The following is a 26268-nucleotide window of genomic DNA, read 5'->3' as shown; positions in this document are numbered from 1 at the left end:
CAACGATCCCAACCGAACAAGACAGTTCACGGCAGTCTGTGGTCTGTTTTGAAAGAGGAGAACGCCATATGATCCATCGGATCACCCGTGCAGCGGCTGTTATCGCCGTGACCATGGCCACGCAGTCAATGCTTCAGCAGACCGGGGTGTCATCGGGTATCGGCAGTTTTGTCAGACCCGCGATGGCGGATACCGGTCAGGTCCAGCTTGTTGCATCCGACTTGGTCACCACGTTTCAGTTGGAAAACGGGATGCAAGTTGTGGTGATCGAAGATCATCGTGCCCCGGTGGTGCAGCATATGGTTTGGTATCGGGCAGGCTCTGCGGATGAGCCGATTGGTGAATCCGGGGTGGCACATTTCCTCGAACATCTGCTGTTCAAGGCGACAGATAACCTCGAATCGGGTGAATTATCCGCCACGGTTGCGGCCAATGGCGGACGCGATAATGCATTTACCAGCTATGACTACACGGCGTATTTCCAGAGGGTGGCTGCGGATCGTCTTGGTCTAATGATGGAGATGGAAAGCGACCGGATGGTGAACATCCGGCTGACGCCTCGTGATATTGAAACCGAACGCGAGGTGATCCTGGAGGAACGCAACCAGCGGACCGACAGCGAACCTCGCGCCTTGTTCCGCGAACAACTCAATGCAGCGCAGTTTCTGAACCACCGATACGGTCAACCGATTATCGGCTGGCGTCACGAAATGGAAGAGCTGAGCATGGAGGATGCGCTGTCATTCTATGACACGTATTATGCACCAAACAACGCCATTTTGGTGGTGTCTGGCGATGTGACCCCTGACAATGTGCGCGCCCTGGCAGAGGAGCATTACGGCAAAATTCCTGCCAACGTGAACCTTCCGGTGCGAGAGCGGACGCAGGAGCCGCCCCAATCTGCCGCGCGGCGGCTGACCTTCAAGGATCCGAGGGTGGCGCAGCCCTATGTGCAGCGCTCTTACCTTGTTCCCTCTCGCCAGAGTGGCGCGCAGGAAGAAGCGGCTGCCTTGTATCTGCTGGCTGAATTGCTGGGAGGTGGCAGCACCTCATTCCTCACCAACGCGTTGCAGTTCGATCAACAGCTCGCGGTTTACACCGGCGCATTTTATTCCGGTGTTTCATTGGACGACACTACCTTCAACTTCCTTGTTGTCCCCGGCGCGGATGTCTCGCTCGAGGCGGCGGAGGCCGCATTGGATGAAACCTTGGTGCGTTTTATCGAAGAAGGTGTTGATGAGCAGCAGCTGGAACGGCTCAAACTGCAACTGCGCGCATCTGAGATTTATGCCCGTGACAATGTTGATGGGATCGCAAACCGGTATGGTCGGGCGCTGACATCCGGTTTGACCGTAGAAGATGTGCAGGCCTGGCCCCGTATCCTGCAATCGGTGACGGCAGATGAAATCATCGCAGCCGCGAAGAAAAGCCTGCGCCCGGAAGTGTCGGTGACAGGCTGGATGATGAAGGAAGAAGAGGTGAGCCAATGAGCCCGTTTCGCGTCATTTGCGCTGCGTTCAGTTTCTGTTTGCTGGCTTTGCCCGCCTGGGCCGAGATCAAGATAAAGGAAGTGGTGTCGCCGGGTGGGATCGTCGCTTGGCTGGTGGAAGACCACAGCATTCCTTTTGCAGCGTTGGAGTTGCGGTTCCGCGGGGGCACTTCGCTGGATCAGGCAGAGAAACGCGGTGCGACCTACCTGATGACCGGTCTGCTCGAAGAAGGTGCCGGGGACCTGTCCGCACAGGAATTCGCGCGTGAACTTGAAAGTCTCGCGGCTGGTTTTTCTTACGATGCAAACCGCGACACGGTATCGATTTCTGCGCAGTTTTTGACTGAAAACCGCGACGCTGCAGTGGATCTTCTGCGCAAGACAATTCATGAGCCGCGGTTTGACCAGGACGCGTTAGACCGCGTTCGGGCGCAGGTGCTCGCGGGCCTTAGATCCGATGAGAAGGACCCAAACGAAATCGCGGGGCGCCAGTTCTCTCAGATCGCTTATGGCGATCACCCATACGGGTCCAATGGCGAGGGTAGCATCGAAACGGTATCTGCCCTGACGCGGCAGGATATGTTTGATGCGCATGAGGCAGCGCTGGCCGCTGATCGGTTGTTTGTCGGCGCGGTCGGTGACATCACCGCAGAGGAGCTGGGTGCGTTGCTTGATACGCTCCTTGGGGATCTGCCGAAAGAGGGTGGCGCTATTCCAGAGCGGGCTGAGGTCACGATCGATGGGGGAATAACGATCATCGATTATGACACGCCGCAATCTGTTGCCTTGTTTGGGCATGTCGGCATTGATCTGGATGATCCGCGGTATTTTGCAGCTTTTCTGCTTAATCAGATTTTGGGCGGTGGATCCTTCAACAGCCGCCTTATGACCGAAGTGAGAGAAAAGAGGGGGCTGACCTACGGGATCTACAGCTATCTCGTGCCGCGGGATCTTGCAGCGGTCTACATGGGGTCGGTTGCTTCCGATAACAGCAAAATGGCTGAAACGGTCGAAGTGATCCAAACCGAATGGGCGAAACTGGCCGCAAACGGCGTGTCGGCCGAAGAGCTCGCTGATGCAAAAACCTATCTGACGGGGGCGTATCCCTTGCGATTTGACGGCAACAGCCGCATCGCCTCTATCCTTGCGGGCATGCAGATGGACGACCTTCCAATCGATTATGTCGAGACACGGAACGACAAGGTGAACGCTGTGACATTGGAAGATGTGAACCGCGTCGCTGCAGAAATACTGCTGCCGGACAATTTGCATTTTGTCATCGTTGGCCGACCAGAAGGTCTGCAATCCACCAACTGACTGACCGACTACCTGGTCCTTGTTAGAGATTATCAAAAGAAAAGGGCGCAACCATTCCCGGTCGCGCCCTTTTTATTTCGCCTGCTCTGCAGGCGCTTACTCGCCGTAGGGGATCCAGATGGTCTTGATCTCTGTTGCGGCTTCCAGGAAGCGGCGGGTCTGATCGGTGGACCAGTCCGTGGCCACACGGTCGTTGACCCAGGTCCGCTTGAGATTGCCCGCAGACGCCTTTTCAATCTCGGCAGACAGATCCGAGGAGGAGAAGCTCCACACGGCGTCGAGGTTCATATGCGATGCCATCGGCGCAGCCAGCTCTGTGTGGGTGCCCGTCAGGATGTTCACGACCCCAGCTGGAACGTCCGACGTTTCCAGAACCTGGTAGAAATCAGTTGCGGCCAGCGGATAAGCTTCGGAGGCGGCGAGCACCACACGGTTGCCCATTGCGATAGCAGGGGCCATCGCAGACACCAAACCCAGCAACGGTGCCTCATCAGCACAGAGTGCGCCGATCACGCCAACCGCCTCTTTCATCGCCAAGGCGACACCGCGGATCGGTACTCCGTGCGCTTGACCATCATATTTGTCGGCCCAGGCTGCCGCCGTGAACAGGCGTTGGATCGAGGCTTCAACCTCGGCAGCACCAGATTTCTTGCCAGTCATTGCGTCAATCCGCTCGGCAAATTCTGTGGCGCGTGCGGAGAGGTTTTCGCCAATGTAGTAGAGGATCTGAGCACGCAGATGCCCGGTCGTTTTGGACCAGGATTTCGCGTTGGCTGCTGCCTCGACGGCGTTGCGGACATCCTTACGGTTGCCAAGGCCGACATGGCCAAGCAAGGCACCGGACTTGCCATAGATCGCTTTGGAGTATCCACCGTCAGGGCGGGCCTGTTTTCCACCGATGTATAGCTTCGCAGTGCGATCAACCGCATCAACGGGTGCTCCTTCGCCCGCGAAACCGGTGATTTTCTCCAGCGGTTTTTCTTTGCCTTTGGGTTTGGTGTAGGCGGTGAGGCCTTCCCAGCCACCTTCCCGGCCAAAGCCGCTTTCGCGGGTGCCGCCAAAACCTGCGGCTGCGTCAAACAGATTGGTTGCGTTGACCCAAACGACACCGGCGACCAATTTGGGTGCGATGTCCAATGCCAGGTTGACGTTTTCGGTCCATAAGGTTGCCGCAAGACCATAGCGGGTGTTGTTCGCCAGTTCGACGGCCTCCGCAGGGGTGCGGAACGTGGTCGAAACCAACACCGGGCCAAAGATCTCTTCTTGCATCAATGGATCGGAGGGGGCGAGCCCTTCAACAAGTGTTGGCGGATAGAAACAGCCCGTTTCAGGCATGGAAACGCGCGCTTGATGCATGGTGCCTGCCGCGTTTGCGGCCACCATTTGACTGATCGTGTTCAACTGAACGGGGTCCACAATCGCACCCACATCGATGCATTTGTCCAACGGGTTGCCAACGCGCAGTTTATCCATGCGGGCGCGCAGTTTCTTGTGGAAACGATCAGCGATACCTTCCTGCACCAACAGGCGGGACCCGGCGCAGCAGACTTGCCCCTGATTGAACCAGATGGCGTCCACGAGGCCTTCGATTGCGCTGTCCATATCGGCGTCATCGAAAACGATGTAGGGAGACTTCCCGCCGAGTTCCAAGGTCAGTGCTTTTCCACTGCCTGCTGTGGCTTCGCGAATTTTTCGACCAACCGCGGTGGATCCGGTGAACGCGATCTTGTCGACCTCTGCGTTCACGATCATCTCGCCAACCGCGCCATCCCCGGTGACGATGTTCACGACACCTTTGGGCAGCCCCGCCTGGCGACAGATATCGGCAAACAGCAGAGCCGTCAGAGAGGTGTATTCAGCGGGTTTCAACACCACTGTATTGCCCATCGCAATGGCGGGGGCGACCTTCCAGGCCAACATCAGCAGTGGGAAGTTCCAGGGGATGATCTGCCCGCAAACACCCAGTGCCTCGCGGTCCGGCAGTTCGCTTTCCATCAACTGGGCCATGCCTGCATGATAGTAGAAATGCCGTTGGGCCAGCGGCACATCGATGTCGCGGCTTTCGCGGATCGGTTTACCGTTGTCCATGGTTTCCAACACCGCAAACAAACGCGCGTGCTTTTGCATCAGCCGGGCGATGGCATAGATATAGCGGGCACGCCCTGCGCCGCCCAAAGCGGCCCATTTACCCTGGGCCTTGCGCGCCGCGGAGACTGCAGCGTCGATATCAGCCTGTGTGGCTTGGCTCACCGAGGCCAGCGTTTCGCCTGTTGCAGGGTTCTTGCTGTCGAAGCCATCGGTCGGAGAGGTAAACTCGCCGTTGATGAAATGGCCAAAGCGCGCTCCTTGGTCGACCAGCCAGGCCAGAGCGTCGGCGGCACTTTCGGGGGCGGGGCCATAGTCCATCGTTTCAAAGATCTCTTTTACGGTCATCGCGATTACTGTCCGGTTGGGAACGACAGGACAAAGACTGTCAGATAAAGGAAGAGCAGGATCAGCCCCGGCAAGCGGCTTTTGCGGTGAAACCGGGCGAACTGAATCAGCTCGGGTGTGAGGTGATCGCGCGGGGGCGGCGTGAAATAGGGCGCTGGCCCCAGCAGATCACGCGTCGCCTCCGGCAATTCGGATGCTTCAAGACGCAGACGCCATCGCCGCCACTGGAATGCAACGATCCAGAGACTGAGAAAGATCGCACTGACGACCCATTCAGATGGCATCTGCCTCTCCGTTCTTTAGGCCATGGCGTGACGGTACCCGGCGGAATAGGCGCCTGTCACGTGGTGTTCGAGCTGGCGTTCGATGTCGCCCAGAAGAGAGGACGCCCCAAAGCGGAACAGATCGGGCTGCAGCCAGCGATCCCCCAGCTCTTCTTTCATCAGCGACAGATACACCAGAGCATCCTTCGCCTTGGAGATCCCGCCTGCGGGTTTGTAGCCGACACGGTAGCCTGTGCGGTCGTGATAGTCGCGAATGGCACGGATCATCACCAAGCTGACGGGCAGGGTGGCGTTGATGCTTTCTTTGCCGGTGGATGTCTTGATGAAGTCTGCACCTGCCATCATACAGATCAAAGATGCGCGCGCGACATTGCGCAGGGTGCCCAATTCGCCGGTTGCCAGGATCGCCTTGACATGTGCATCACCACAAGCCGCGCGGAAGGCCTTCATTTCGTCGTAAAGCGCCTGCCAATTTCCGGACAGCACGTGGCGGCGAGAAATCACGATATCAATCTCCTTGGCCCCGGCCTTCACGCTCTCTTCGATTTCTGCCAGTCGGAGGTGAAATGGTGACAGGCCACCTGGGAACCCCGTGGAAACAGCGGCAACTGGGATGCCGCTGCCGTTCAACGACGAAACGGCCGTTTCGATCATGTCATGATAAACACAGACAGCGCCGGTGGTGATAGGCCCCATGTCCAGGGCCTGCAGAATGTCTGCACGCACCGGTTGGCGCGCCTTGGCACATAGCCGACGGACGCGACCGGCGGTGTCGTCGCCAGACAGCGTTGTCAGGTCGATCAGCGTGATGGCCTTCAGCAGCCAGGCAGCCTGATAGTCTTTCTTTACGCTACGGCGGCCGGACAATGTGCTGCACCGGCGCTCGATCGCGGAGGTGTTGGCCTCGACGCCGAGCGCCCAGTCCAGATCCAGCGCCATGCCGGGATTACGAGGTTCGCCCACCTGCGGCAGTTGCGCGGTGTGCTCTGCAATTTGGCTTTCCATGCCGGGAATCCTTGTTGGAATTTGGTGCGAAAATCGCACGACGGTTCCAGGTTGGCAAGCGAAGGCAGGGCTGAGCGGGTAAATTTTTGACTGTTTGGACAAAAAATTCATGCAATTGCGACTGATTTGCAATTCTTTTTGCGAATAAGTCGCAATTTCATTGACAGCTGACCGTGGAGCGCTCTTATTGAGGTCAGATTTTAAGTAAGAGGATGGTCTCCATGTGGTTGAACGCCAATAATATCGCAGCGCTTTTGAAGTGTGTTGGGCGGCATTTTAAGGTTGTCGCACTGGTGGCTTTCTCAATTCTGACCCTTCCAGCGGCGGCGACCGCCGAGGCAAAACTGAAAGTGGTGGCCACCACTGGGATGATCGCTGACGCCGCGCGCCAAGTGGGCGGGGACACTGTTGAGGTTAAGGCGTTGATGGGCCCTGGCGTTGATCCTCACGCCTATCGTCAAACCAGATCAGACATCGTGGCAATGACACGGGCTGATCTGGTCCTGTGGCACGGCCTTTATCTGGAGGCGCAGATGGAAGAGTTTTTCCATGATCTCGCGCGCAAGCGGACTGTTGTTGCAGTCGCTGAAGGGCTCTCCAAAGATCGGCTCTTGGGGCATGATGAATATGCAGACAAATTCGACCCGCACGTGTGGATGACACCTGCCTTGTGGAAGGACGTGGTTGCTGAGGTGCAAAAAGCGCTCTCTGATGTGCGCCCCGAACAGGCAGATGTGTTTGCTGCCAACGCAGCCGCCCATATGGCAGAGCTGGATCAGCTTATCAGCTATGGGGAAGAGGTGTTGACCCAGGTCCCGGCCAGCAACCGTGTGTTGGTCACGGCGCATGACGCCTTCGGGTATTTCGGCGGTGAATACGGGTTCGAGGTCATGGGCATCCAAGGGATATCGACACAGTCTGAGGCGGGATTGAACCGGATTAGCACGCTTGTGGACATGCTTGTTGAGCGCCAGGTCTCTGCTGTTTTTGTCGAAAGCTCTGTTTCTGATCGATCGGTACGTGCATTGATCGAGGGTGCAGCTGCGCAGGGCCATGAGGTGCGCATCGGTGGTGAACTGTTCTCCGACGCGATGGGGGAGGAAGGCACCTATGAGGGGACGTATGTTGGCATGCTGGACCACAATATCACCACCATTGCCGGCGCGCTTGGCGCGGAGGTGCCAACCAAGGGTATGTCCGGCCGCCTCTCCGCTGCTGGTTTGTGAGAGGGCATTGGTATGACTGTCGTTCTGGCGCGCGAAAATGGCATCTCTCCCGAGCAGGAGGCTGACGCAGCCCGCATTGCCAACGCGCCGCTGACCATTCGTGGCCTGACGGTCAGCTACGGGGATAAGCCCGCGGTATTCTCCGTCGATATGACTGTCGAAGCGGGCAAAATGACTGCCATTGTCGGCCCGAACGGTGCGGGCAAATCCACCATGCTCAAGGCCGCTCTTGGTATTGTACCGGCGCTATCGGGGCGGGTGAATGTCTTTGGTGCCGCGCTGGAGACGCAGCGTGGCCGTATTGCCTACGTCCCGCAACGGGCCAGCGTGGACTGGGATTTTCCGACCCGCGTTATCGATGTGGTGATGATGGGGCTTTACCGGGAGCTCGGCTTGCTGAAGCGCATCACTGGCGCCCACCGTGCAGCGGCACGGACATGCCTGGAGCGGGTTGGGATGGCCGACTTCGCAACCCGGCAGATCGGGCAATTGTCCGGCGGCCAGCAACAAAGGGTCTTTCTCGCTCGCGCTTTGGCGCAAGGGGCAGATCTGTATGTGTTGGACGAACCCTTTGCTGGCGTCGATGCCGCAACGGAAAAGGCGATCATTTCGGTGCTCAAGCAGCTGCGCGAAGAGGGCAAGACCGTTGTGGTGGTGCATCATGATCTTGCAACGGTCGCGGACTACTTTGACAATGTGTTTTTGATCAACACCCGCAAGATTGCGGAAGGCCCGGTGCAGACGGCGTTCACGGCTGAAACCTTGCAAGCAGCCTATGGCGGGCGATTGGCAACTGCACAAGTGGACCAGTTGGGCGCGGCTGCGGCACTTCATACCTCGCAGGTCGGAGCTACCTAAGATGTTGCTGGATGCGCTGCTTCTGCAGCTTGGTTACAACGCGTCCCTCGTTGCCATCGGGGCCACGTTGCTTGGGGCCTCGGCTGGAATCACCGGGACGTTCCTGTTTCTGCGCAAACGCGCTTTGGTCAGTGATGCGATCAGTCATGCGACCCTTCCGGGTGTGGGCGTGGCGTTCTTGATCATGGTTGCATTTGGTGGCGATGGCCGGAATCTCATTGGGTTGCTGATCGGATCTGCAGTCTCTGCCGGGATCGGATTGTGGTGTCTCAACTGGCTGACCCGCAACACCAGATTGGCTGAGGATGCTGCAATCGGTGCGGTCTTGTCGGTTTTTTTCGGCTTTGGCGTTGTGATCCTCACCGTTATTCAAAGCCTGGGCGTTGGTCGTCAAGCTGGCCTGGAGGGGTTCTTGCTTGGCTCGACCGCGGGCATGTTGTGGAATGATGCGCTGATCATTGCGGCGGGTGGCGCAGCGACGTTACTTGTGATTCTTCTTATGCGACGTCCCATGACGCTTGTGGCGTTTGATCCGGAATATGCATCCGCGCGTGGGATCTCCGTATCGCAGATCGACATGCTGATGATGGCGCTCGTGATGGCCGTTACTGTGGTCGGGCTGAAAGTTGTGGGATTGATCCTCATTGTTGCGCTGCTGATCATTCCGCCGGTCACGGCACGTTTCTGGACCGAGCGATCGGACCTTGTCGTTGTGTTTGCAGGCATCGCAGGCGCGCTCGCGGCCTTTATCGGCGCGGCTCTATCAGCCTCTGCTCCCAATCTACCGACTGGTCCGATCATTGTGCTGGTGAGCTTTGCTCTCTTTGCTCTGTCCTTACTGTTTGCACCAAACCGTGGTGTTTTGGCCGCAGTGATGCGTCATGTCAGGTTTCAGCGGCAGGTGCACTTGCGCCAGGGGTTGTTGGCGTTGGCCCAGGGGCAGGTAATTTATGAACCGCTTACGCTGCGGTTGTTGCGACGGCATGGTCTGTTGCGCGCGGATGGGGTGGCAACGGAAACCGGGGTCGCGCGGGCGGCAAAAGCACTGCGAGATGAACACCGCTGGGCACTTGTGAGGGCAGACCAAAGCCTGGAGGCCACTGCAGCGCTCTACGATGGTTTGCGTGAAATCGAAACTGTGTTGACGGACGATCAAATTCGGGATCTGGATCGCCGTATTGGCACGCCAAGAGAGGTGCTGGCATGATGGGCGAAGAGTTTGTTCCGCTGTCGCTGACACCCTTGTTGATTGGGATCTGCGCCGCTGTGGCCTGCGCGCTGCCCGGGAACTTTTTGTTGCTGCGGCGGCAGGCCTTGATCGGGGATGCGATCAGCCATGTGGTGCTGCCCGGCATTGTCGTGGCGTTTTTGTTCACAGGTTTGATCGCGGCGTGGCCCATGATGCTGGGTGCTGCAGCGGCAGCCCTGGTTGCGGTTGTGTTGATCGAGTTGATCCGACGTCTGGGCCGGATTGAACCGGGCGCTGCAATGGGAGTTGTGTTCACCACGATGTTTGCAGGTGGCGTTTTGCTGTTGGAGCAAACAGATACCTCCAGCGTCCATTTGGACGTGGAACACGCGCTTTATGGCAATCTTGAAAGCCTGATCTGGCTTGATGCCGTAGGGTGGCAGTCCCTACTGGACGTCGATGCCCTGCGGCATTTGCCACCAGAACTGCCGCGCATGGCATTCACGCTGGTTGGGGTTCTGCTGTTCATTGGTGTGTTCTGGCGACCGCTCATGATTTCTACCTTTGATGAGAGTTTTGCCCGAACTCTTGGGGTGCGCACGACCATGCTGGGCCTGGCGCTCGTGGTGGTGTCTGCCATCGCCGCGGTTGCAGCGTTTGATGCCGTGGGTTCCATCATTGTCATCGCGATGTTCATCTGTCCCCCTGCCGCGGCCAGGATGATGACGAACCGTTTGGAAGGGCAGGTCCTTTGGAGCGTTGCTTTCGCCATTGTGTCCGCGATTTTTGGCTATGTTCTTGCAGGCTACGGGCCGCTTTGGGTGGGTGCGGCGGATGCCGTCAGCGCGGCGGGCATGATTGCGACAGTGTCGGGCGTGTTGTTGGCCATTGCAGCGGTTTTTGGGCCCTGTCGACACCGTGCGGGCTCCCCAGCGGGAGTGTGAGCGCGTAGATTTTGCCGGCTCACGGGTTGATATGGTCCTTGTATTGCGGCTGGCGCATCACTCTGGACCCATGCTAAATCTTGTTTCATGGCACAAGCAGACCCCAAAATCCGCGAAAAGACCTCTCCCGTTATTCGTCAACTTGACGACAGCGCAATCAACCGGATTGCGGCGGGTGAGGTTGTTGAACGGCCTGCTTCGGCGGTCAAGGAACTCGTGGAGAATGCTGTTGATGCCGGCGCCACACGGATTTCCATTGATATCGCGGATGGCGGCAAAACGCTGATCCGCGTTGTCGACGATGGATGTGGCATGCGTCCCGATGATCTGCCGCTGGCCTTGTCTCGCCATGCAACGTCCAAAATTGATGGTTCGGATCTGTTGAACATCCATACCTTCGGTTTTCGGGGTGAAGCTCTGCCCAGTCTCGGCGCTGTCGGACGGCTGAGCATCAAGAGCCGGGCGGCTGGTCATGATGCGGCGCAGATCGATGTCTCCGGTGGTCAGATGAGTGCGGTGAAACCAGCGGCCATTCGTCAGGGGACCGTTATCGAACTGCGGGATTTGTTTTTTGCGACGCCTGCGCGACTGAAGTTCATGCGCAGTGACCGGGCGGAGAGCCAGGCAATTGGCGATGTGGTAAAACGCCTGGCCATGGCGGAGCCGTCGATTGGGTTCACTCTGCGCGACGTCTCAGGCGGTGGTGAGGGGCGTGTTACCTTTCGTGCGGATCCTATGAACGGCGACCTGTTTGATGCGTTGCACGGGCGTTTGGCGTCTATTCTGGGTCGGGATTTTGCGGAAAACGCGTTGCGGATTGACGCCCAACGCGAGGACGTCAGGCTGTACGGCTATGCGGCGCTGCCGACCTACTCCCGAGGGGCAGCCGTCGCGCAATATCTGTTTGTGAACACCAGACCGGTTAAGGATAAAATGCTGACCGGAGCGCTGCGGGCAGCCTATTTTGACTTTTTGAGCCGGGATCGCCACCCGGCGGCGGCGTTGTTCATCGATTGTGATCCCACCTTTGTTGATGTGAATGTCCATCCCGCAAAATCCGAAGTGCGGTTTCGTGATCCTGGCATTGCACGCGGTTTGATTGTCTCCAGCCTGCGTCACGCTTTGGCCGAGGCGGGCCACCGCGCGTCTTCGACGGTTGCGGGTGCCACGTTGGGGGCGATGCGACCAGAACCGACGGGCCAGGAGGCAACTCCACGGATCTACCAGATGGATCGCCCATCTGCCGCGTCACGCAACATGTCCTATGCGGCGCAAGCGCCCTTTTCCGAGCATGGTCTGGATTCGGCGCCTAGCGGCTTTGCTGAGCTTGGAGCCTCATATAGCGGGCGGGTGATCGATCCGTCGGCGCCCTCGCAACACGACAGTCACACAGCCGGCAGTCCAACATCCTACGGTCCAACCGCTAACGATGCGCGTGTTTCAGATCTGCCGGCCGATCCACAACCTGAGGCCTTGCCGCTTGGGGCGGCACGGGGCCAGGTGCATGAAAACTATATCATTGCGCAAACCCAAGATGGGATGGTGATTGTTGACCAACATGCTGCGCATGAACGGCTTGTCTACGAAAAATTGAAACGTCAGATGGCTGAAACCGGAGTGGCTGCGCAGGCTTTGCTCATCCCTGAAATCATCGAACTGAGCGAAAATGACTGTGCCCGCATATTGGCCGTTGCAGAGCAATTGAATCAGTTCGGGCTTGGGATCGAAGCCTTTGGTGGCGGCGCCATTGCGGTTCGTGAAACGCCCGCAATCCTCGGCACGGTCAATGCAGAGGCGTTGGTGAAAGACATCTTGGATGAGTTGGACGACCAGGGTGAAACCCATCTTGTTCAGGCAAAGATCGAAGCCATTCTCAGTCGGGTTGCTTGCCATGGATCGATCCGGTCGGGCCGCTGGATGCGCGGAGAGGAAATGAACGCGTTGCTGCGCGAAATGGAAGCCACGCCCCATTCCGGTCAATGCAACCACGGACGGCCAACCTATGTAGAGCTGAAGCTCTCTGATATTGAACGCCTTTTCGGGCGCAGCTGAAAACAAAAGCCCCCAAAATAGGGAGGATGAGCAGTGCTAGTTGACCAGACGCAATGGGTGGTCTTTGCTTTGGCGGGCCTGGTGGTCGTTTTGGCGGCTTTGCTGTGGCAGTCTCAGTCCCGGTTGCGCCGCAGTGAGACCCGATACAGCGACCTGCGCAGCCATGCCGCTGTCCTGCAGTCGGAGGCTGCGCGTCTCCCCGAGCTCTCGGATGAGTTGGCGACTCTCCGTCGGACCAGCGAGAACGAGCGCAGCGCGCGATATCAGGCAGAGGCCCAGATTCAGGCTCTGCGCGCAGAACATGCGGCACGGCTTGAGGAACTGCAGTATGCAAGCCAGCAGATGGAGCATAAATTTGGGACTTTGGCCTCTGGCGTTTTGAAACAGAACAGCGAGGCGTTTTTGGGCTTGGTCAGCGAGCGGTTTCAGGCCCATAGCAAGGCCGCAGAAAACGAGCTGACCAAACGGCAGACGGCCATCGAGAATTTGGTCAAACCGCTGGATCAGAAGTTGGGCCAATTCGGAGACCGGATCAAAGAGATCGAGCAGGCCCGCAATGAAGCCTATGGTGCCATCAAAGAGCAGGTGAAACATCTCGCAGACGGCCAGGCTGCGCTGGGTGGAGAGACCCGCAAGCTGGTGCAAGCGCTGCGCGCACCAAAAACGCGCGGCAGATGGGGTGAAATGCAACTCCGCCAAGTGTTCGAAATGGCGGGTATGGCAGAACATGTCGATTTTCAGTTGGAGCGATCTTTTGCGTCTGACGAGGGGTTGAAACGGCCGGATGCCATTGTGCGCATTCCTGGCGGCAAGAGCATCGTGGTAGATGCCAAAACACCGCTTGAGGCCTATTTGGACTCTATCGAAGCGGAAACACCGGATCTGCAACATGCGGCCTTGCAGCGACATGCGCACCACGTGCGCACCCATGTGAAGCAACTGGCATCGAAGTCTTATCAGGATGCTTTGGACAGCACGCCTGACTTCGTCGTCATGTTCATTCCCGGAGAGACCTTTGTCTCCGCCGCCGCAGAGGTGGATCCTGGGCTGATTGAGTATGCTTTTGACAACCGTGTCTTGATTGCCTCGCCGACCACGTTGATGGCGTTGGTCAAATCGGTTGCCTATGGCTGGCAGCAGGAGAAAATGGCCGAAAATGCCGTGGCCGTCCAAAAAGCCGCCAAAGAACTGCATGACCGTCTGTCGGTGTTTGCCAGAAATCTGGCGGCTGTTGGGCGGTCGCTGTCGTCATCTGTGAACAACTACAACAAAGTGGTTGGATCTTTGGAAACACGTGTTCTGCCGTCAGCTCGAAAGTTTGAAACCATGGGTGTGGTTGCAAAAGGGGCGGAGCTTGAGGCGCCGGAGCCGGTTGAAACGGAACCGCGCCAGGTCGCCGTTCTGGATCACGACGGCTGACTGCGCCAGGTGTCAACGCCTGCGATCGGTGCCGACGCGGAGACCCTGGTTGCATTGGAGCGTGGCAGGGACGGGATCCACTGTGAAGACTATGCCTTTGTCCCAGATCAATGACATGCAGTGAGATCCTGTTTTTGCTATACTTGTCTGGCGAACGGAAGGAGTGGAACCATGCTGGAAATCAGTGTTCGGAAAGTCGCTCAGGTCGCGTTGATGGCCAGAGAGCTGGAACGGGCAGAGGCCGAGCTTCGAGCGTTTGTCGACCGGATGAGCGAAGATCAACAAGCGGAGTTGGTCGCGATTATGTGGGTCGGCCGTGGCAGTTTCGAAGTTGAAGAGCTGCGAGACGCCATCCAGACTGCCAAGGAAGAGGCAACAATTCCGACAGCGGACTACCTGATTGGCACTCCGCATCTTGCCGACAATCTGGAAAGCGGGTTGGAGGCCCTAGGGCTTGATGTGCAAGCTGCTGAACAGGATGTGATGGGGCGCTAAAAATGCTGCGCTTGCGGCCCCAAACCTGAAAAGACGCCCGGTGGTCCGGACGCCTCAGTGACAAATGTCCTAAGCGGCAGACACCGCGTTAGGCGGTGTGGTCGACGATGTCCAAATGTTGTGCCAGCTGCCCAATGTCGCCCATCCATTTGTCGACAAGAGACATATCCTTGGGGGCGGCATGAACACCGGGTGCAAATTTCCCGTTCATCGCGGCTTCGATGGCAAAGGACACAGGATAGGAAACCAATCGCGCCATCGCGGTTCCGCGGTCGTCTCCCCATGCGTCCATAACATAGGTCTTGTGCCAGATGGTGCTGTCGGCCTTTTCCGCCTTGAGACCGACGCAGAGCACCACGCGATCCGGCTCTCCTTCGTCATAGGCGTTTTCTACCCAGAACGTGTCCGACATTTCCTTCAGCCGCGCCTCGCCGGACTCACCTTCGAGGGTTTCGACTTCTTTGAAGACATCTGACCACGCGTCAGACCACCCTGTGAGCCGCAAGGTGCCGCGGACGAACTCCTTTACCTTCCAGTTCTCAGCAAACTCATACTGCGCCATGAAGGGAAGCGAGTCGCGGTTTGGGTAGACTTCAAAGCTCTCGGGTGTTGGCAGCGGAGCTTCATATTTTGAAATCGCATCCCAAGGGTGGGCCACATTGCGCTCTTTGAAATCGCGGATGGATTTCGATGGGGAGCGTAGGGCTTTCAACACGCCGAGCGGTGACCAGCTGAATTTGTAGCGGAACGGATTTGGGGTTTTCGGGATACCGCCACAGTAGGAAATGAAGCTCAGCTCATTGTCCGCGTCAAATTCGCTCGAGCCCACATAGTCGGCAACGAGGGCATGGGCCATCAGGTGGTCAATACCGGGGTCCAGGCCAACTTCGTTGATCAGGCAGACACCTGCAGCTTTTGCCTTCTCATCCAGCGCACGCATATCTGGGGCGATATAGGAGGAAGACACGAAATGGGCGCCTTGTGCGATGGCAAGCTCGGCAAGTTCGACATGCCAATCGCCCGGCAACATGGAAACGACCACGTCTTTCGGGCTGAGCATCTGGCCAAGGTTCGCAATACTGAATGTGTGGATGTTGTTGGTCAGATCACCAACCGCCTCGCGCGCTTTTTCAGGTGTTCTGTTCCACACGGCCACATCATGGCCAAGATCCAGCAGGCGGCGCAATCCGGGAATTGCGGACAAACCGGTCCCGCACCAGTGAATTGTCATGTTTCTCTCTCCCTTTTTCTTTTTGCGGCTGCGGTTGAAGCGACCGCCCTAGCGGTTTTCAATCGCGCATGTTTTCTTTGAAAGTGGCTTCTGCCCGACCCCAAACCCCAGTTGTGAGATCGCCAAGCGTCAACAAGGAAGGCAAAAGTTGTGCGGCATAGTCCTGCGAGCTCTCGACAGGCAACATCGATGGCAGATTGTCGATTGCCATCACATCCAACACCGGCGCATCCGCAACGCGCAAGGCGGGGGCTTGCCAATCGGTGGCGCGATCATAGATCGGCACGGGATTGTAATCGCTGTCAGGATCGCAGGCGACATCACCAATCGCGCTGAGTGTGCGGTCCGCAGTCAGGGCCTCCTGAGGGACAAAAACTGGTGTGCCCGGACGGGCAAAAATACAGTTAAGGAACAGATCGTGCGCCAGAATTTCGGGAAACGGTGCGCCGCGTTGGGTTTCGGTCATATCCCATTTCGTCACCGGAACGCCCATCGCTTCGCATAGATCTGCCGCACCCGTGCCGACACGGCCCAATGCGCCGATAACGATCGCGGTTGGCCGGTCCTTTTTCAACGCGTCCAATTCTGAGCCGAGTTCCGCGAGCAAGGCATCTTTGCCGCCGTAGACACCAACAGGTCCGCAGAGCGTGCCGCGCTGTTGTGCTGCCCATGTCTTGAGCGTGACGGCGGCCCCGGCGTAGCCAGCCCAATACCCAAAGGCAGCGACGCGACGGCCCTGATCATCAACAAGGTATTCAAGGTCGTAGAGCGTACCACCACCTGCCGCGAAACGTTTCAGCAGGGCCTTTCCGGAGTGCTGCCCTTTGAAGGCGTGGCCGAACATGATGTGGCGATGGGGCAGGGCGGTGCCGTCTTCGGGTAGCTCTTTCAGCCCAAAGATGATGGCATCCTCTGGTGCGTCGGGCCATGAATTTTCTTCTGCGATCTCACAGCCAGCGTCGATGTAGCCGTGCATCGGGATGGCTCTGGCAGAACTGTTTTCGATGGTGACCTTGATGCCTGCATCAAGCAATGTTTTTGCGCCCTCAGGCGTCAGCCCGACCCGTTCTTCATTGGGGCGTTGTTCGGCCCGAACCCATAGATGTGTCATTTTGAAGTCCTCACAGCATGCCTTTTTCGGTCACGGCCTGAACCGAGTGCTGCTGCTCCATGGCTGTCATGAAGGCGGCGATTTTTGGGAAGTCAGACAGATCAACGCCATCACCTTCGAGCCAAGTGCACACAACATAGAGATATGGATCCGCCAGGCTGATCTGCTCGCCGAGGACGAACGGGCCGCGCAACCCATATTGGCTGATGTACTCGCAAGAGGCGGCCATTGTTTGGGGCACCATCTTTTGCATGTCTTTCCAGCTGGAGCGATCACTCGCCCACCGTGATCCCCGGAGTTTGTGGGCGTGGTTCACATGCATGGTTGATGCCAGATAGAACATCACCTCCCGCATACGCGCCTGAAGGATTGGATCATCGGGTCTGAGCTGGGCCTGTGGGGCGATGTCAGCGACATATTCCAACAGAGCGCCGGTTTCCGTCAGGATACCCCCATCGACAACAAGCGCTGGCACACGGCCCTTTGGGTTGATTTGCCCATAGGCCGCTCCGGTCTGTTCTTTGGCTGCGAAATCAATGCCGATTGCTTCGTAGGTTTGCCCGGCCTCTTCAAGCGCTATGGCGACGGCGACGGATATGGTTTTCGGCGCGTAGTAAAGCTGCATGTGATGCCCCTTTGGGAACGAGTGAGTGTTGGACGTGATGAGTTACAGATGGGTCTGAGCGAACTGGCGTTCGGGCCGTTCCAAGTGTGGAACCGCGTTGAACAAAACTGGGCTCAGCTGTGGGCCGATCGGATGCAGCCGGTGCATTGAGCTGTTCATGATGGCCAGTGCCAATCGGGCAGTCGCTTCGGCGGTTAGGGCCATGAGTTGCCCCATTGTCATGGCGATCCAGCCGCCGGATGTCACCACGATTGCCGGGCCGTCACCTGCGGCGATGTCAGCCAGAACGGATTGCGTGCGGCTTGCAAAGGTCTCCCAGGTTTCTGGCGGATTGGCGATGTCCCCGGCCTGCCAGGCGGCAAAGACTTTTGGTAGGTGGTCAACAAAACCTTCGCGCTCGGTTGGGATCGCGAGCCCATATTGCTCTTTCATCGCGGCTGCGAGGTTGAAGTATTCCATTTCATTGAGCCGGGCGTCCTGAATGACATTGCTCAGCCCCATGCCCTCGGCAGTTTCCAGATGTCGGCGCAATGTTCCACTGTAGACCCTCGGGTAGAATGCTTTGCTGGCACGTAGGTGTTCGCCCAACCAATGGGCTTGCTGGTGGCCCAGATCGCTGAGTTGGTCGTAACTTTCCTCATCCCGAGCCGTGGAGTTGGCCTGCCCGTGTCGGATCAATGTGATATGGCTCATTCGTTTTCCTCTTCGACGCTTGAAGTCTTAAGCAAGCTTCACGCCGGTTGAAAGTGCCTCTGGCATTTTTTGGATCCAATTTATGCGAAGCCAACGATTGGAGGTATGCCCCTAGGCGTTAATCGCGCTGTTGCAGGGGCAGATTTCTTGAAAATTCGGAAAACGGATCGCGCGGTGTCCTGACGCGAACGCGGCCGCAACGATCAGGCCCTGGAATAGCCGCGTTTGATCATTCTGTTTCGATGGCTGTCCGCAGCAATCGAGGCATCGCGCAGGTTGCCATAGATGCTGATGCTGCTTTGCCCGTTCCGTCCGGCGACGCCCCATTCACGCATCACCGAAACCTCTGCAAACAGGTTCATGGCGAGTTCGATGCGGTAGTACCGCGGCGCTCGGGTAGGAGATTGGCGATAGAGCAAGCAGGTGGACATACGCGAATCATATCCAGCAGATATTGATGCGTCCACCGACTATAGTCGTTTAGGTCATAGAAACGGGCCCTATCTCCACTCCACATCCCCCAGGAATATGTAGCCGGCGCCATAGATCGTTTTGATCAAACGTGGGTTCTTTGGGTCTTCGCGCATTTTTGTTCTTAGACGGGAAATCCTGACATCCATCGCGCGGTCAAAGCTCTCACCGGCACCGCCGCCGAGGCTTTCTTGCATCTGAGCACGGGAGATCAGCCGCTTGGGGCTTTCGAGGAAAAGCCGCAGCACCTCACCCTCTGCATGCGAAAAGGGGGTTTCTTCTCCGTCTTCATCTTCGAGCACGTAGCGGTCGAAATGTGCGACCCACCCTGAAAACTGGGCACTGTTTCCTCCGGTCGAGGTTGTCGCTCTCGGGCCGCCACGCAGGCGAGCGCGTACGCGGGCCACCACTTCGGCAGGATCGAAAGGTTTGGTGATATAGTCATCCGCCCCCAATTCCAGCCCAGTCACGCGATCCTGCACCTGCGCACGGCCTGATACGATGATGACGGCAGCCCCCTGTTCGAGCGCGAGACGATGAACAAGTGCCAAACCATCGGTATCCGGCAGGGACAGATCCACCAGACAGACATCGGGCGTTACGCGTTTCAGCGAGGCTTCAAATTCGCGCGCCCGCGCAAAACTCTGGGTGCGAAAACCTGCGTCCTCAAGAGTTTCGGTAAGGATCTGACGAATTTCCGGTTCGTCATCAAGGATTGTGATTAGCGGTTGGCTCATGCAGCAGATTCCGGATTTATCAGCGCGGAGAGCTGATGGGTTGTGAACGGTTTTTGCAGGACGGGAAACTGCTTCAACGCCGTGCGAAAAAGAGGATCGTTTGTTGGCAGAGATGTCATGAGGATACAGGGCAATCCACTCCCCATCAGCCGCTCTGCAAGGTCAATGCCGGTTCCCGGTCCCTGCAGCTTGATGTCTGACAACACCAAAGAGATTTCGCCAATGTCCGCGGCCAATGCGCATGCCTCATCAACGCTTGTGGCTTCGACCACGGAATAGCCAATATCGATGAGCATGTCGCGAAACGTCGCCCGCAGCTCTTCGCTGTCTTCGACCAGCAATGCGATGCCGCCGGCTGCGTTTGGGGCCAAACGAAAGGGAATGCGCAGGGTGACGGATGCGCCCGAAACTGTGTTCTTGAGCCGCATGTCGCCACCTGCGGATTTGGTCATGTCGTAGACCATCGGCAATCCCAGTCCCGAGCCTTCGCTGCCTTTCGTGGTGAAAAACGGGTTGAGCGCATTTTTGAGCGCGGTTTTCGAAAAGCCGGGCCCGGTGTCAGTAACGGCAACCTCCAGCCAGGTCTGCCCGACAACATGGGCGGCGACCGTGATTTGTCCGTGATTGCCACAGGCGTCCCGCGCATTCAGGATCAAATTCAACAGCGCGTCTTGCAGCTTGCCGGGGTCCAGCAAAAGATTGGCCTTGGGGGTGTTGTCGACAATGCTCAGCCCCATGCCTTGGGGCAGGGAGGGGCTCGCCAGCACTTGCAGTTCCTGGAGCAGCCCATGAAGATTGACCGCCCTTGGCCTTAGGCTGCGCTGGCCAGTCATTTCCGCAATCCGGTTGAGCAATCTTCCACCCCGGCGCGCAGCGGAGAGCGTCGCCTGAACAAGATTGGCAGAGTCCGCAGGCAGGTCGGTCTTGGCCAGTTTACCTTGCATGCCCAAAATGATGGTCAAAAGGTTGGAGAAATCATGCGCCAGACCGCTTGTCATCTGGGCGGCCATTTCGCGGCGGCGGGCTTGTTGCATGGCGACGCGGGCTTGCGTTTCTTCGGTGATGTCCATCGACAGAATGAACACCCCCCCTGTGTTGTCGGGGGTAAAGGCGACACGGATGCGACGGCTGTCGTGATCTTCGGTGAATTCAAAGACCGGGCTGCCACCCTTATAAGCGGCCATCAGATGTGGTGCGATTTTATCGTAAGCCGCTGATCCCAATGCGTCTGCGATATGGGTGCCGAGGATCTCCGACGGGCGGTTCGGAAAGATCGAGCTGAGCCGACGGTTGGTGTAGGTATAGTACCCATCAGCATCCACATGCGCGATGTGCGCAGGCATCATCTCGGTCGTGAGGCGGGTGCGGGCTTCGATTTCGGTTAGCTGTCGTTTGGCTTCTTCGAGGGCGGTGATGGTTGCGGCCAGCTCCCGGTTTGTGGCCGACAGCTCTTCGGTATGGGCGATCAACTGATCCGACATTTCCTCGGACCGGGTCCGCAACAACTGCTCCACCCGTTTTGTGCGTGTGATGTCGGTATAAACGGTCACCCATCCCCCTTGAGGCAATGGTGCGCCTTCGATGGAGATCATCTGACCATTGCCGCGTTCGCGTTCCAGGTAGTGGGGGACAAAGTCCAATGCCTGATCGACCCGTTGCTGCACAAACATCTCAATGTCGTCGATCTCGCCATACTCGCCGCTTGTGGCGATATGCCGGATGGTTTCATCAAATCGTGCGCCAGGTGTGATGAGATGGTCCGGCAGGTCGAACATCTCCTGAAATCGGTGGTTGCAGGCCGCAAGCCGCAGGTCGCTGTCATAGATCGACATGGCCTGGGCAATCAGATTAAGCCCGGCGATGGTCATCGCGGCGCGTTGTTTTTCTGATCGGTCCATATTTCCTCCCGCCGTATGGCTAACATTCTGCGGGAATGCGGCAAAGGAAATTAGGCCTATCCACAGCTCTTAAATTACAAAATTTGCGGCCTGGCACGGCTGTTACAATTTGTAAGATTTGAGAAAACATCAGGAAAAAGTTGACGCACTAGCATGAGCGCATCCCTAATGGGATCAGAATCGCGACCAGCGGTCAGTCTGGACATATTGTCCAGAAAGGGGAGGAGAATGACAGTGGCTCAGACGCAGTCGAGCGCCGCAGAGATGGTATCTCTGCCGGCTTTACTTGAGCGGAATGCGGCGCAGTTCGGCGATCGCGAAGCCTACCGCGAGAAAGAATTCGGCATTTGGCAGTGCTGGACGTGGTCTCAGGTCCAGCAGGAGATTGAAGCGCTCGCGCTCGGGTTGATCAATCTCGGTGTGAATGAAGGTGACTTCATTGCCATCATTGGCCGCAACCGGCCTTACCTCTACTGGTCCATGGTCGCTGCGCAATCCGTGGGCGCTGTTCCGGTGCCATTGTATCAGGATGCTGTGGCCGAAGAGATGTCTTATGTGCTGGGCCATTGTGGTGCCCGGTTTGTGATCGTTGGCGACCAGGAGCAGGTCGACAAGGTCATCGAAGTTCAGGATCAGCTGCCCAATCTGGAACAGGTGATTTACCTCGACCCGCGTGGGATGCGGAAATATGATTATCACACATTGCACCAGTATTCTCATGTGCAGGATCAGGGACGCGCGGCACGAGACGAATGGACGCCAGATTTGCAGGCGCGCAAAGCCAAGCTGACCTACGACAGCACATGCGTCATGCTCTATACCTCTGGCACGACGGGCAAGCCCAAGGGGGTTGTGCTTTCAAATAGAAACGTCATCGAGAGCGCAAAGAACTCTGCTGATTTCGACAAGCTCACAGTGGGGGAAAACATCCTATCCTATCTGCCAATGGCTTGGGTCGGCGATTTCATCTTCTCCATCGGTCAAGCCTACTGGTGCGGGTTCTGCGTCAACTGCCCAGAAAGCGCAGACACAATGATGACCGACCTGCGGGAAATTGGCCCCACCTATTTCTTTGCGCCCCCGCGTGTTTTTGAAGGTCAGTTGACCAGCGTGATGATCCGGATGGAAGATGCTGGTTCATTGAAGCGCAAGATGTTCCATCACTTCCTGGCGCATGCCAAAAAGGTGGGTGGTCGTCTGCTGGACGGTAAGCCCGTCGGTCTGATGGACCGGTTGAAATACAAGCTTGGTGATTTTCTGGTTTATGGGCCGCTGAAAGACACGTTGGGCTATGGTCGTATTCGTGTGGGGTACACGGCTGGCGAAGCGATCGGCCCGGAGATTTTCGATTTTTACCGCTCGCTTGGCATCAATTTGAAACAGCTCTACGGCCAAACGGAAGCGACTGTTTTCATCACAGTTCAGCCTGACGGGGAAGTTCGCGCCGACACCGTTGGTGTGCCAGCACCGGATGTCGAGATCAAAATCGACGACCGGGGGGAGATCCATTACCGCTCACCTGGCACTTTCGTTGAGTATTACAACAACCCGGAATCCACGGCGTCGACCAAGGATCCAGAAGGCTGGGTGGCTACAGGCGACGCGGGTTTCTTTGAAGATGACAGCGGGCATTTGCGGATCATCGACCGGGCCAAAGACGTTGGCAAGCTCGCGGATGGCGCCATGTTTGCCCCCAAATATGTCGAGAACAAACTGAAGTTTTATCCTGACATTTTGGAAGCTGTCCTGTTTGGAAATGAACGGGATCGTTGTGTTGCCTTCATTAACATTGATCTGACAGCCGTTGGCAACTGGGCTGAACGCAACAACATTGCCTACGCGTCCTATCAGGAATTGGCAGGGCATCCCAAAGTTCTGCAATCGATCAAAGAGCATGTGCAAACGGTGAACGCATCAGTGGCCGAAGACCGGATGTTGTCAGGCTGCCAGGTGCATCGGTTTGTTGTTTTGCACAAAGAACTGGATGCAGATGACGGTGAAATGACGCGCACCCGCAAAGTGCGCCGTGTGATCGTCGAAGACAAATACGCCGATATCATCAACGCGCTCTATGATGGGTCGACCCAGATTTCGACCAGCACCGAAGTCACCTATGAAGACGGCCGCAAAGGCGAGATCAGCGCCACGTTGGATATTATCGATGCCGATGTTGTCCCGGTGCGCATGCAGGCGGTGGCGGCAGAATGATCTACTCCGTTGAATTCTGCCCGCTGATGGGCAGCAGCACCCACCACAACGGCCTGCAAGGTACCATCAAGACTGCGAAAGGCGCGGTGTCATGAAAGATATGGACGACAGCTCCGTCACAGAAGACGGCCGCACCATTGGTGGCGTGGTCATGGAAATGAAAAACATCACGCTGCGGTTTGGTGGCGTGGTCGCGATCAAGGATATTTCGTTCGATATCCGCGAAGGCGAAATCCGCGCCATCATCGGCCCCAACGGCGCTGGCAAATCGTCAATGTTGAACGTCATCTCTGGCTTTTATGTTCCGCAGGAAGGTGATGTGTGGTTCCGCGGTTCCAAACGCCCAGCCATGCGCCCATACGAAGTGGCGCGGCAGGGAATTGCCCGGACCTTCCAGAACATTGCATTGTTTGACGGTATGAGCGTGCTCGACAACGTCATGACGGGCCGCCTGAACTATATGAAAACCAACATTTTTCAGCAGGCTCTGTGGCGTGGCCGGGCAGAAGCTGAAGAAACCGAAAACCGAGAGGTTGTTGAGCGGATCATCGACTTCCTCGAAATCCAGGCGATCCGTAAGACGCCGGTTGCACGTCTGCCCTATGGTTTGAAAAAGCGGGTGGAGCTTGCACGAGCGTTGGCGGCGGAACCCAAACTTCTTCTTCTGGACGAGCCCATGGCGGGGATGAACGTCGAAGAAAAAGAGGACATGTCCCGCTTCATTCTGGACGCCAACGACGAGTTCGGCACCACCATCGCCCTGATCGAGCATGATATGGGCGTGGTCATGGATCTGTCCGACCGGGTCGTCGTGATGGACTATGGCAAAAAGATCGGAGACGGCACACCGGACGAGGTGCGCAACAACCAAGCGGTGATCGACGCCTATTTGGGGGTCAGCCATGATTGAGCAAAACAAGACCATGATGAATGCGAGGCAGTTGTATGCCTCTGAGGGAGGACAGCAGCGTGCCTGAACAATTGGTTTTTGCGATGGAAGTGACGCTGAATGGCCTGATGGCCGGCGTCCTCTATGCCCTTGTCGCGCTTGGATTTGTTCTCATCTATAAAGCGTCTGGTATCTTCAATTACGCCCAAGGTGTGATGGCCCTGTTTGCGGCGATGACCTTGGTGGGCATCATGAACGGTCAGGTGCCGTTTGCCCATTTGATCAACGCGATCTTTGGCGGGCATGTGACCCATTTCGGCTGGACGGTGCCGTCGTTTGTCGCGATTGTTTTGACCATTGGCGTGATGGTTTTGCTGGCCTGGATGGTTCAGCATTTCGTAATGCGCCATCTTGTCGGCCAAGAACCCATCATTTTGTTCATGGCTACAATCGGCCTGGCATATCTGCTTGAAGGTGTGGCCGACCTGATGTGGGGGTCCGAGATCAAGACCCTTGATGTTGGGCTGCCGCAGGGCATCAATCTGTGGATCGATGAAACCACTTTCCAGATTTTTGACTACGGTTTCTTTATCGACAACCTCGATATCGTTGCGACGATCATCGCCGCTCTATTGGTCGCAGGACTGGTGGCATTCGCCCAATACACCAAGCAAGGCCGAGCAATGCGCGCTGTGGCCGACGATCACCAGGCTGCGTTGTCCGTTGGTATCTCGCTCAGCTTCATCTGGGTGCTGGTCTGGTCCGTTGCCGGTTTCGTGGCGCTGGTTGCTGGCATCATGTGGGGCACCAAATCCGGCGTGCAGTTCTCGCTGTCACTGATTGCCTTGAAAGCTTTGCCTGTTTTGATGTTGGGCGGCTTCACCTCCATCCCTGGCGCAATTGTCGGCGGGCTGATCATCGGTGTTGGCGAGAAACTGTTTGAGTTCCTCATTGGTCCGATGGTTGGCGGTGCGACAGAAAACTGGTTCGCGTATGTGTTGGCTCTGCTGTTCCTGGTCTTCCGACCACAAGGGCTGTTTGGGGAGAAGATCATTGAACGTGTCTGATCTTCTCCAGTCGGCAACGCGCCTGTCAAACGCAGCGGTGGGCGGGGTTCAGCCTTCCAGCTTGCGGGCGGCAGCAAACACGATGGCGGCCAAAATGCTGACCATCAGCGTCAGCGCCAAGGTGAAATCACCGATCAGCTGGCCAACCACCGATGTCAGCGCAAGCGTCACCCCGGCACCCACAGCCAACAGACCAAACCAGCCGTTTTGTGCTGTGTCCGCAGGCGATGCGGTTTGGCCCTGCGGCTCTGCCGATGGTCGGCTTTGCGATATGACGGTGGCTTCCTCGACAGCATTGAGGATTTCCTCTTTGGCCTCGTCGAATGCGGCCTCTGATAGCTCACCCCGATCCCGGGCGGACTCCAGCCGCCGGATCTCTTGCAAGATTGCACTCATTTTTTCCACTCACTTTTCCCATGATCAGCATAGCAGAGACCGGTCTTCAAATTGTGGCGAAATGCAGAAATCGAACATACTGGTTAACGCTGAGAGGTGTGCAGCGTGACCCGAATGTGCACCACAAACACTGCAGCAACGCATGTACGGGGGGCGTTGGTCGGCGGCCTGCCACCGCTTGGAGCTGGCTTAGAGCAGCGATCAGGCCGTTTTGATGCGCGGGTTGCGCCC

At 57.2% G+C, this 26268-nt stretch carries 23 protein-coding genes; 12 read left to right on the top strand and 11 right to left on the bottom strand.

Annotation, left to right across the window (positions count from 1 at the left end):
• The first annotated feature begins 182 nt into the window (after positions 1-182).
• Both Q0C28_RS10085 and Q0C28_RS10080 read left to right on the top strand, forming a co-directional pair.
• Positions 183-1490 carry a pitrilysin family protein gene (locus Q0C28_RS10085; protein WP_293575436.1) on the top strand — a complete coding sequence of 436 codons (1308 nt, stop codon included), beginning with the start codon at positions 183-185 and terminating at the stop codon, positions 1488-1490.
• The gene (locus Q0C28_RS10080; RefSeq protein WP_293575333.1) at positions 1487-2806 is read left to right on the top strand and encodes a pitrilysin family protein; all 1320 of its coding nucleotides are present in this window, start codon (positions 1487-1489) and stop codon (positions 2804-2806) included. Before Q0C28_RS10085 ends, Q0C28_RS10080 begins: the two co-directional genes overlap by 4 nt.
• Positions 2807-2902: 96 nt before the next feature.
• On the opposite strand, the gene Q0C28_RS10075 is transcribed toward Q0C28_RS10080, so the two are convergent.
• From Q0C28_RS10075 to deoC, 3 genes are read right to left on the bottom strand one after another with little or no spacing between them, the layout of a single operon-like run.
• Entirely contained in the window at positions 2903-5239 is a 2337-nt protein-coding gene (locus tag Q0C28_RS10075) for an aldehyde dehydrogenase family protein (protein WP_293575331.1), read from the bottom strand.
• A gap of 5 nt (positions 5240-5244) precedes the next feature.
• The gene (locus Q0C28_RS10070; protein WP_293575329.1) at positions 5245-5523 is read right to left on the bottom strand and encodes a hypothetical protein; all 279 of its coding nucleotides are present in this window, start codon (positions 5521-5523) and stop codon (positions 5245-5247) included.
• A gap of 15 nt (positions 5524-5538) precedes the next feature.
• On the bottom strand, positions 5539-6528 hold the full coding sequence (gene deoC, locus Q0C28_RS10065; protein WP_293575327.1) for a deoxyribose-phosphate aldolase: 990 nt from the start codon (positions 6526-6528) through the stop codon (positions 5539-5541).
• Between the two features lie 221 nt (positions 6529-6749).
• On the opposite strand from deoC, the gene Q0C28_RS10060 reads away from it, so the two are divergent.
• From Q0C28_RS10060 to Q0C28_RS10030, 7 genes are all read left to right on the top strand, one after another.
• Positions 6750-7754 (top strand): zinc ABC transporter substrate-binding protein, encoded by a 1005-nt coding sequence (locus Q0C28_RS10060; RefSeq protein WP_293575326.1) that lies wholly within the window; start codon positions 6750-6752, stop codon positions 7752-7754.
• 12 nt (positions 7755-7766) lie between these two features.
• Positions 7767-8612, top strand: coding sequence for a metal ABC transporter ATP-binding protein (locus Q0C28_RS10055; RefSeq protein ID WP_293575324.1), 846 nt, complete (start codon positions 7767-7769; stop codon positions 8610-8612).
• 1 nt (position 8613) lies between these two features.
• On the top strand, positions 8614-9819 hold the full coding sequence (locus Q0C28_RS10050; RefSeq protein WP_293575322.1) for a metal ABC transporter permease: 1206 nt from the start codon (positions 8614-8616) through the stop codon (positions 9817-9819).
• On the top strand, positions 9816-10745 hold the full coding sequence (locus Q0C28_RS10045) for a metal ABC transporter permease (protein ID WP_293575320.1): 930 nt from the start codon (positions 9816-9818) through the stop codon (positions 10743-10745). The genes Q0C28_RS10050 and Q0C28_RS10045 overlap by 4 nt, the downstream gene beginning before the upstream one ends.
• Before the next feature lie 87 nt (positions 10746-10832).
• Positions 10833-12797, top strand: a complete 1965-nt coding sequence (mutL, locus tag Q0C28_RS10040; RefSeq protein ID WP_293575319.1) for a DNA mismatch repair endonuclease MutL — start codon at positions 10833-10835, stop codon at positions 12795-12797.
• Between the two features lie 33 nt (positions 12798-12830).
• The gene (gene rmuC / locus Q0C28_RS10035) at positions 12831-14216 is read left to right on the top strand and encodes a DNA recombination protein RmuC (protein WP_293575318.1); all 1386 of its coding nucleotides are present in this window, start codon (positions 12831-12833) and stop codon (positions 14214-14216) included.
• 171 nt (positions 14217-14387) lie between these two features.
• Positions 14388-14711, top strand: a complete 324-nt coding sequence (locus Q0C28_RS10030; protein WP_293575317.1) for a DUF3775 domain-containing protein — start codon at positions 14388-14390, stop codon at positions 14709-14711.
• A gap of 88 nt (positions 14712-14799) precedes the next feature.
• Here Q0C28_RS10030 and Q0C28_RS10025 read toward each other — a convergent pair whose 3' ends face one another.
• The 7 genes from Q0C28_RS10025 to Q0C28_RS09995 all read right to left on the bottom strand — a co-directional run bounded on the left by Q0C28_RS10025 (position 14800) and on the right by Q0C28_RS09995 (position 21477).
• Positions 14800-15942, bottom strand: a complete 1143-nt coding sequence (locus tag Q0C28_RS10025) for a saccharopine dehydrogenase family protein (protein ID WP_293575316.1) — start codon at positions 15940-15942, stop codon at positions 14800-14802.
• A gap of 58 nt (positions 15943-16000) precedes the next feature.
• Positions 16001-17053, bottom strand: coding sequence for a saccharopine dehydrogenase (locus tag Q0C28_RS10020; protein WP_293575314.1), 1053 nt, complete (start codon positions 17051-17053; stop codon positions 16001-16003).
• Positions 17054-17063: 10 nt separating this feature from the next.
• A complete protein-coding gene (locus tag Q0C28_RS10015; RefSeq protein ID WP_293575312.1) occupies positions 17064-17678 on the bottom strand; it encodes a glutathione S-transferase family protein in 615 nt (204 codons plus the stop codon).
• A 42-nt stretch (positions 17679-17720) separates the two neighbouring features.
• Positions 17721-18371, bottom strand: a complete 651-nt coding sequence (locus Q0C28_RS10010) for a histidine phosphatase family protein (protein WP_293575311.1) — start codon at positions 18369-18371, stop codon at positions 17721-17723.
• Positions 18372-18574: 203 nt separating this feature from the next.
• Entirely contained in the window at positions 18575-18802 is a 228-nt protein-coding gene (locus tag Q0C28_RS10005) for a WGR domain-containing protein (protein WP_293575310.1), read from the bottom strand.
• A gap of 69 nt (positions 18803-18871) precedes the next feature.
• Positions 18872-19579 (bottom strand): response regulator transcription factor, encoded by a 708-nt coding sequence (locus tag Q0C28_RS10000; RefSeq protein ID WP_293575308.1) that lies wholly within the window; start codon positions 19577-19579, stop codon positions 18872-18874.
• Entirely contained in the window at positions 19576-21477 is a 1902-nt protein-coding gene (locus tag Q0C28_RS09995; protein WP_293575307.1) for a PAS-domain containing protein, read from the bottom strand. The genes Q0C28_RS10000 and Q0C28_RS09995 overlap by 4 nt, the downstream gene beginning before the upstream one ends.
• A gap of 264 nt (positions 21478-21741) precedes the next feature.
• Between Q0C28_RS09995 and Q0C28_RS09990 the strand changes: the two genes are divergently transcribed.
• The 3 genes from Q0C28_RS09990 to Q0C28_RS09980 all read left to right on the top strand — a co-directional run bounded on the left by Q0C28_RS09990 (position 21742) and on the right by Q0C28_RS09980 (position 25641).
• Positions 21742-23685: an AMP-binding protein gene (locus Q0C28_RS09990; RefSeq protein WP_293575434.1), complete on the top strand. Its 1944-nt coding sequence runs from the start codon at positions 21742-21744 to the stop codon at positions 23683-23685.
• A 91-nt stretch (positions 23686-23776) separates the two neighbouring features.
• The gene (locus Q0C28_RS09985; RefSeq protein WP_293575305.1) at positions 23777-24595 is read left to right on the top strand and encodes an ABC transporter ATP-binding protein; all 819 of its coding nucleotides are present in this window, start codon (positions 23777-23779) and stop codon (positions 24593-24595) included.
• A 59-nt stretch (positions 24596-24654) separates the two neighbouring features.
• A complete protein-coding gene (locus tag Q0C28_RS09980; protein ID WP_293575303.1) occupies positions 24655-25641 on the top strand; it encodes a branched-chain amino acid ABC transporter permease in 987 nt (328 codons plus the stop codon).
• A 48-nt stretch (positions 25642-25689) separates the two neighbouring features.
• Here the strand turns inward: Q0C28_RS09980 and Q0C28_RS09975 are convergent, their stop codons facing one another.
• On the bottom strand, positions 25690-26037 hold the full coding sequence (locus Q0C28_RS09975; RefSeq protein WP_293575301.1) for an SHOCT domain-containing protein: 348 nt from the start codon (positions 26035-26037) through the stop codon (positions 25690-25692).
• Positions 26038-26268 lie beyond the last annotated feature (231 nt).

Source organism: Phaeobacter sp., assembly GCF_022825805.1.
Classification (GTDB): Bacteria; Pseudomonadota; Alphaproteobacteria; order Rhodobacterales; family Rhodobacteraceae; genus Phaeobacter.
The sequence above is the reverse complement of the archived record's forward strand: the minus strand, read 5'-3'. Positions and strand labels throughout refer to the sequence as shown.

What these genes read in the sequence shown, in the direction of transcription:
- Q0C28_RS10005 (WP_293575310.1), bottom strand. Translation starts at nt 18,802, where the DNA reads ATGTCCACCTGCTTGCTCTATCGCCAATCTCCTACCCGAGCGCCGCGG.
- Q0C28_RS09990 (WP_293575434.1), top strand. Translation starts at nt 21,742, where the DNA reads ATGGTATCTCTGCCGGCTTTACTTGAGCGGAATGCGGCGCAGTTCGGC.
- Q0C28_RS10030 (WP_293575317.1), top strand. Translation starts at nt 14,388, where the DNA reads ATGCTGGAAATCAGTGTTCGGAAAGTCGCTCAGGTCGCGTTGATGGCC.
- Q0C28_RS10075 (WP_293575331.1), bottom strand. Translation starts at nt 5,239, where the DNA reads ATGACCGTAAAAGAGATCTTTGAAACGATGGACTATGGCCCCGCCCCC.
- deoC (WP_293575327.1), bottom strand. Translation starts at nt 6,528, where the DNA reads ATGGAAAGCCAAATTGCAGAGCACACCGCGCAACTGCCGCAGGTGGGC.
- Q0C28_RS10080 (WP_293575333.1), top strand. Translation starts at nt 1,487, where the DNA reads ATGAGCCCGTTTCGCGTCATTTGCGCTGCGTTCAGTTTCTGTTTGCTG.
- Q0C28_RS10070 (WP_293575329.1), bottom strand. Translation starts at nt 5,523, where the DNA reads ATGCCATCTGAATGGGTCGTCAGTGCGATCTTTCTCAGTCTCTGGATC.
- Q0C28_RS10050 (WP_293575322.1), top strand. Translation starts at nt 8,614, where the DNA reads ATGTTGCTGGATGCGCTGCTTCTGCAGCTTGGTTACAACGCGTCCCTC.
- Q0C28_RS10020 (WP_293575314.1), bottom strand. Translation starts at nt 17,053, where the DNA reads ATGACACATCTATGGGTTCGGGCCGAACAACGCCCCAATGAAGAACGG.
- mutL (WP_293575319.1), top strand. Translation starts at nt 10,833, where the DNA reads ATGGCACAAGCAGACCCCAAAATCCGCGAAAAGACCTCTCCCGTTATT.
- Q0C28_RS10025 (WP_293575316.1), bottom strand. Translation starts at nt 15,942, where the DNA reads ATGACAATTCACTGGTGCGGGACCGGTTTGTCCGCAATTCCCGGATTG.
- Q0C28_RS10015 (WP_293575312.1), bottom strand. Translation starts at nt 17,678, where the DNA reads ATGCAGCTTTACTACGCGCCGAAAACCATATCCGTCGCCGTCGCCATA.
- Q0C28_RS10085 (WP_293575436.1), top strand. Translation starts at nt 183, where the DNA reads ATGGCGGATACCGGTCAGGTCCAGCTTGTTGCATCCGACTTGGTCACC.
- Q0C28_RS10055 (WP_293575324.1), top strand. Translation starts at nt 7,767, where the DNA reads ATGACTGTCGTTCTGGCGCGCGAAAATGGCATCTCTCCCGAGCAGGAG.
- Q0C28_RS10010 (WP_293575311.1), bottom strand. Translation starts at nt 18,371, where the DNA reads ATGAGCCATATCACATTGATCCGACACGGGCAGGCCAACTCCACGGCT.
- Q0C28_RS10000 (WP_293575308.1), bottom strand. Translation starts at nt 19,579, where the DNA reads ATGAGCCAACCGCTAATCACAATCCTTGATGACGAACCGGAAATTCGT.
- Q0C28_RS09995 (WP_293575307.1), bottom strand. Translation starts at nt 21,477, where the DNA reads ATGGACCGATCAGAAAAACAACGCGCCGCGATGACCATCGCCGGGCTT.
- Q0C28_RS09975 (WP_293575301.1), bottom strand. Translation starts at nt 26,037, where the DNA reads ATGAGTGCAATCTTGCAAGAGATCCGGCGGCTGGAGTCCGCCCGGGAT.
- Q0C28_RS10060 (WP_293575326.1), top strand. Translation starts at nt 6,750, where the DNA reads ATGTGGTTGAACGCCAATAATATCGCAGCGCTTTTGAAGTGTGTTGGG.
- Q0C28_RS10045 (WP_293575320.1), top strand. Translation starts at nt 9,816, where the DNA reads ATGATGGGCGAAGAGTTTGTTCCGCTGTCGCTGACACCCTTGTTGATT.
- Q0C28_RS09985 (WP_293575305.1), top strand. Translation starts at nt 23,777, where the DNA reads ATGAAAGATATGGACGACAGCTCCGTCACAGAAGACGGCCGCACCATT.